This is a genomic window from Microcoleus sp. D2_18a_D3, assembly GCF_036702455.1.
In the GTDB taxonomy this organism is placed as follows: domain Bacteria; phylum Cyanobacteriota; class Cyanobacteriia; order Cyanobacteriales; family Microcoleaceae; genus Microcoleus.
The window spans coordinates 1-5,186 of the sequence record NZ_JAUBTK010000171.1 but is presented as its reverse complement, the minus strand read 5'-3'; the positions used below and the strand labels follow the sequence as shown (position 1 = coordinate 5,186).

Sequence of the window (5,186 nt, the reverse complement as noted above, 5' to 3'; positions counted from 1 at the left end):
ATTTTGGCGAACCTTAGCAATGATGTTAGAGTCTAGAATACATAGATAATGTTTTTTGTCAATGCGTAAGTCCTAGAGATTGAGTTCTCAGCAGGCGAATTCTGTTGGCAATGCGATCGGGCTTAAGGTTTTGTGGATCGAGTTTAAGGTTTTGGGTCATTCAACTGGCCCTTTTAATTCCACTGTCAAATTCCAGCTATCGTCAATAATATCTGGAGAATGAGTTGCTAATAAAACATCAAAGTTTGCCAGCTTAATAATTGCTTGCAAATCTTTGAGAAACTCGACTTGCCATGCTATATGCAGCGAAAGTTCGGGTTCGTCAATGAGAACAAGCGAGTTAGCTTGAACTTTGAATAACAACTGGTAAAGCATTACCAGTTCATGCTGTTCTCCAAAAGATAAGTCTGTCGGCGACAAAGGCTTACCATCCGCCGTTGTAAAGGTAAAACCTTTCTCTTTACTGATGCTCATGTTTTTATAGAGAAATCGCTGTTTAATAATTCCTTTGAAAAGTTCTATTTTAGTAGCAAGTTCCTTGAAAACCATGAGTTTTTGTTCTACATCTTCAACATAAACTGACAGAATGTTTTTTGTGACTCCATCAATATTTTGTTCTACTTGGAAATCAGAATTCTCGTCTTTATCTAAAAGACCAGTTTCTCTGAGACGAGAACGCTTTTCCTCAATTTCATTTAATTTGTTGCGAAGTGTTTCCTCTGTTATATCCGAGGGTGCTTTGTTGTTGAAAATTCTCGCAGGAAACGTTCTTTCAAGAGACTGAGACAATGCACCGTATTCAGCTAGTTTTGCTTGAATCTCTTCTACGAGTTCCTGAGAATATATATTAACTGAGGGAATCATTAATGGATGTTTTGTGTCTACCGCTGCTTCAGGAATATTTGAGGGAGTTAACAAGCGCTGAGTTTCTATAAAACGAATATCAATCGAGCTTTTTAGTTCTGATAGCCACTTTGGTTCTTTATTAACTTTTCTTGAGATTAAATGTTTAGTCAAGTCAGTCAAGGCCTTGGCAAGATTTTGAAAGGCGATTGATTCCGAATTTTTAGTTTGTGTTTCTATACCACCTGATGACTGTAGTCTCTCCTCTGTGATATCCAAAGAAACATTTGTTTCTGCCAATGAATCTATTAATAGATTAGGTAAAAATATCTCTGCTTCTGCACCAGGCTTAGAAAAATAAAATGTCAAATCTTTATCTTTTTTATCTTCACTGGTATCAATAGATTTAGTTATTTGCAAATAACTGCCATCATCAAAGTCTATTCTAAATTCTTCAAATGGAATAGTCCGAATTTCTGAGTAACGTGAATTAAAGAATCCATTGATTAGCCTAAGTAATGCTGTTTTACCAAATCCATTCGGACTATGAATAATCGTGATTCTATCTTCCATATTGAGCGAAACCGGATGGTTGAACACTCCAAAAAGTTTAGTGACAAAAATTTTATGGATTCTCATTTTTCCCTCTAGTTATATCAAATCCGTTAGTATTGGAATTATTCATCTCTCTCTTCTCTTCCTCTGTGCTCTGAAGCGTTCTCTGCGGTTAAATCATTCCCATACCTAAAATTCTACCACAACCTCCTCTTTCCCTCCCAACAAACCCTGCGCCGCCTCCAACATACTCTCCGCCACATCTTTCAAATCTTCGCGACTTGCCAGATAAGTTTTCAAAGCTTCTAACGGTTCTATACTATTATTAGCATTCAATTCGGGTAAACGCGGCCTTGCTAACTGACTGACTAATTCCGGCTGGATTGTGTAGCTGTGCGCTTCCCCCAGAAGTGCGTGCAATTCTGCGTTGTCGATTAAATCTAATTGTTCCGATCGCAATTGGTAAATCAATCTCACAACCGCGTCTTGTATCTCTTTCTTGCCAATAGCTTTAACTAACTCGGCTTGCGGGTTTTCCGATTCGGAAACATTCACTTTAATCGTCTGAAACACCCGCACTGGCAAAGTGCAAAATTCCCACTCTGCTTTCCCCCGTTCCAAATTAACTAACACAAAACCTTTATCTTCTTTCTCTTCACTAAAGTCAACTCGTTCGATACTTCCGGGATAAATTACGGGCGGATTGTTGGAAGCATTGAGATTTTGGTGTTTGTGAACGTGACCGAGGGCAACGTAATCAAAACAAGGGCGAGTTAGCATGGAAACGGGTATGTTAAAACCTTTGCCAACTGCTAAAAAACGTTCGGCGCCCAGACTGGCTTTATCTGCCATTAAATGCGCTAAAAGTACGGTTGGTATGTCGGGGTTGAGGCGGCGAATTTCGCCTTCCATTGCGATCGTCAGTTTTTCGGTTAATAATTGGTTAACATCGCCCATAGACAGGCTTTCAGTCTCGGAACGTGTCATTAAGGTCGATCGAGTCAACCAAGGCAATGTTACCACCTGTATGGGCCCGCTGCGGGTTTGAATCAGGTGAGTGTCCAGGCGATCGCCTACAATAAACTTAGGTATCCCCAAAGTCCGATAAATCCCCAAACTCGCGCCACCTTGTCCCTGAGAATGTTGGTCGTGATTTCCTACTAGCAAAACAGTCGGAATTTGCGCCTCCACCAAGCGGCTGAATTGGCGGGCAAAAGCCTCTTTGACAAACGGTGGAGGCGTCGAATCCGGGAAAGCATCGCCGCCGAATATAACTAAATCTACGGGTTCAGAAATTGCTCTATCCATACATTTACTCAGCGTCGCCGCGAAGTCTTCCAGCCGCGTATTTAAACCGGTTTCTGGGTTAATCCGGCCGTGGGAAAAGCCGCTGCCCATGTGAATGTCTGAAAGGTGTAAGATTTTAATCATTGTTTTTTATTTGTAAATTATCTTTTTGGTTCGTAGTGATGACTTCAGTCGTCATCGGTTCGTAGTGATGACTTCAGCCCTCCTTTAGCTTCGGCAGAAAAACTAAAGTCTTTACTAAGAACTAGGTTTAAGGTTTTTGTCAAAGTACAGACGAGAGGAGATTACTACTAAAAATCTTGTTTCATACATCACAATACCATTCCGGGTACTTTTTGATAAACTTGTGCGATCGGGCAGCGAAAATCTATACTCATTAACTCTAACTCATCTGCTTGTCGGTAAATCTGAGAAACCCAATTTCCCTCAGCATTGAGTCGAAAACACTCAATTTTAATCTCAGATTGAGTGATGAGTACGTATTCTTGCAAACTCGCAGAAGTTTGGTAATCGGCAAATTTATCGCCTCTGTCGAAAGCTGCTGTTGAGGGCGACAATACCTCAATCACTAAAGATGGATATAAAATGAAATCTTCAGTAGTTGAGGTATCTCTTTCGTCGCAAGTCACCGCTACGTCAGGATAGTAATAGCAATTTGCCTCTTCCAGTCGGACTTTTATATCTGATGATAAAACTAAGCATGGTGTATTCAGAAGATGATTTCCCAGCAGCCGAACTAAATTACTACCAATAATAATGTGAGGCTTTTTTGCCCCTGTCATTGCATAAACGTGTCCGCGTCTGTATTCGTGTTTGATCGGGCTTACTCGCTCGCCTTCTAAGTACTCTTCTGGAGAAATGTAGAAATTGTTTTTGCTAATAACCATTGATTTTTACTCCGCTGATTTTATCTGATACTATGTGTTGGAACTCGCATATTTGGGGAAGGAAACGGCAGTGCCGTTCCCCTACAAATTTAACAAAACTCCAGAAATCGTGCGTGCCATAATTTGCCACTTTCCGTCAAACCCTGCGATCGCACTTTAATTTTGACACTTTTGGGGTTAGCCTCGTAGAGTCGGGCAATTTCCTGCATTTCCTCCCCGCTAAACCCGGTTCCCACGGTTCCTACTGGGACTAATTTGCCATCAATTTCTTGCGCTACTTTGACGGCGCTAAACGGCCTGCCCGCAACTTTTGTCGCCGTCAAACCCACAATAAACAAATCGTATTCTTGACAGTATTTAGTTCTAACCATCGGATATTTTTTAACATCTTTTCCGCCGACATATTGGCAGTTGTGTAATACCCAAACTTCGCCTTCTTTATTTTCAGATTCTTGCTGATTTGCCAGGACGAGTTTTTCGGCGGTGGTGCGAAATGTCGGTACAACTTCAAAGGCTGGGGATAAATTCGCCAGCATTTCGCCAACTTCAACTCCCGCTGCAATTCGTTCGGATTCTGCCACGGTAGTTAAATCATTGCCTTGGAAAAACAAACTTTTAAAAATGGCATAAATTGCGCTGGGCTGGATTGTGGGAAAACCGCTTTCAATATTAACTGTAGCAGCTTGCGCGCCGGTGCGGTGTTCGCTGCCCGTACAGCTTTTGTAATACAGTTCGCCGTCTAAAATAAAGATGCCAATTTTAGTGGCTATGTCGATTAATGTGCGATCGATCTCAATCGATGCTTGTTGCCGCAGGTTAGTCGATCGCGATTGGTAGTATACTTTATCTGGCGTCGCGATGACCACTACTCGATTGCCGTCGCGCTTTGGCTGTCCCCAATAATCGGGGTTTTCTATGTAATAAGAACGTTCACTGGGCGCGTCCACCGGCTGCATGGTGACAATTCTTCCCGGCTGTAAGTGCGGTGGCAATTCGGCAACAATGGGATTGTTGGCAGTTTCTATTTTTGGGGCGGAAATTGATGATTTAGCAGGAGCGAAATCGGCGGTAGAATTGTTTGGAGGATTTAGGGCGATCGGCTTTTCTCCGGTTTCCAATTCAAATGCTCTTTTCCAAAATCCCAAAGCCATTTCGGGGTATCCTTCCGACTCCGCGCACAGTGCAAAACCAATAACTTTTGCCGTACCAATTCCGCGCCCGTAATCAGCCAAATACTGCACGGCCCCCGCTTCTCCCATCAAGTGCAATCCTCGCGTCACGATGCGATTGTTCCAGCGTTCTCGAATGTCGGCGCTAATTTTTTTAGCTGCTTTTCGCTTGGCTTCTGCGTATTCGGTGCAGTCCATACTGCCTCCTTTGTGTAGGGCTATTTATATACTCTACTAAACATTGATTTATTAGTCAAGTTTTAGGTGACAATTAGGTGGTGTGAATAAATTTAACTCTTTCATTTGTGAACTAGATTTATTTTTTAACCGCAGAGGCGCAGAGGGCACACAGGGTAAGAGCATCTTAATTAAGCTTGACACAAAGGTTCAGAAGAACCTAACATATGATCGGCGAAACAAGAAC

4 protein-coding genes are annotated in these 5,186 nt (G+C 42.1%); all 4 read right to left on the bottom strand.

Annotated features, from left to right (window positions below; translation table 11 throughout):
* Positions 1-156: 156 nt before the first annotated feature.
* The 4 genes from QUB06_RS34030 to QUB06_RS34015 all read right to left on the bottom strand — a co-directional run bounded on the left by QUB06_RS34030 (position 157) and on the right by QUB06_RS34015 (position 4,960).
* Entirely contained in the window at positions 157-1,482 is a 1,326-nt protein-coding gene (locus QUB06_RS34030) for an AAA family ATPase (RefSeq protein WP_333439189.1), read from the bottom strand.
* A 105-nt stretch (positions 1,483-1,587) separates the two neighbouring features.
* Positions 1,588-2,829 carry an exonuclease SbcCD subunit D gene (locus QUB06_RS34025; RefSeq protein ID WP_333439187.1) on the bottom strand — a complete coding sequence of 414 codons (1,242 nt, stop codon included), beginning with the start codon at positions 2,827-2,829 and terminating at the stop codon, positions 1,588-1,590.
* A gap of 188 nt (positions 2,830-3,017) precedes the next feature.
* Positions 3,018-3,593 (bottom strand): Uma2 family endonuclease, encoded by a 576-nt coding sequence (locus QUB06_RS34020; protein ID WP_333439185.1) that lies wholly within the window; start codon positions 3,591-3,593, stop codon positions 3,018-3,020.
* Positions 3,594-3,682: 89 nt separating this feature from the next.
* A complete protein-coding gene (locus QUB06_RS34015) occupies positions 3,683-4,960 on the bottom strand; it encodes an ATP-dependent DNA ligase (protein WP_333439183.1) in 1,278 nt (425 codons plus the stop codon).
* Positions 4,961-5,186: the final 226 nt, after the last annotated feature.

Bases quoted from the DNA above. Each gene is read 5' to 3' on its own strand.
- QUB06_RS34030 (WP_333439189.1), bottom strand. From the start codon at position 1,482: ATGAGAATCCATAAAATTTTTGTCACTAAACTTTTTGGAGTGTTCAAC.
- QUB06_RS34015 (WP_333439183.1), bottom strand. From the start codon at position 4,960: ATGGACTGCACCGAATACGCAGAAGCCAAGCGAAAAGCAGCTAAAAAA.
- QUB06_RS34025 (WP_333439187.1), bottom strand. From the start codon at position 2,829: ATGATTAAAATCTTACACCTTTCAGACATTCACATGGGCAGCGGCTTT.
- QUB06_RS34020 (WP_333439185.1), bottom strand. From the start codon at position 3,593: ATGGTTATTAGCAAAAACAATTTCTACATTTCTCCAGAAGAGTACTTA.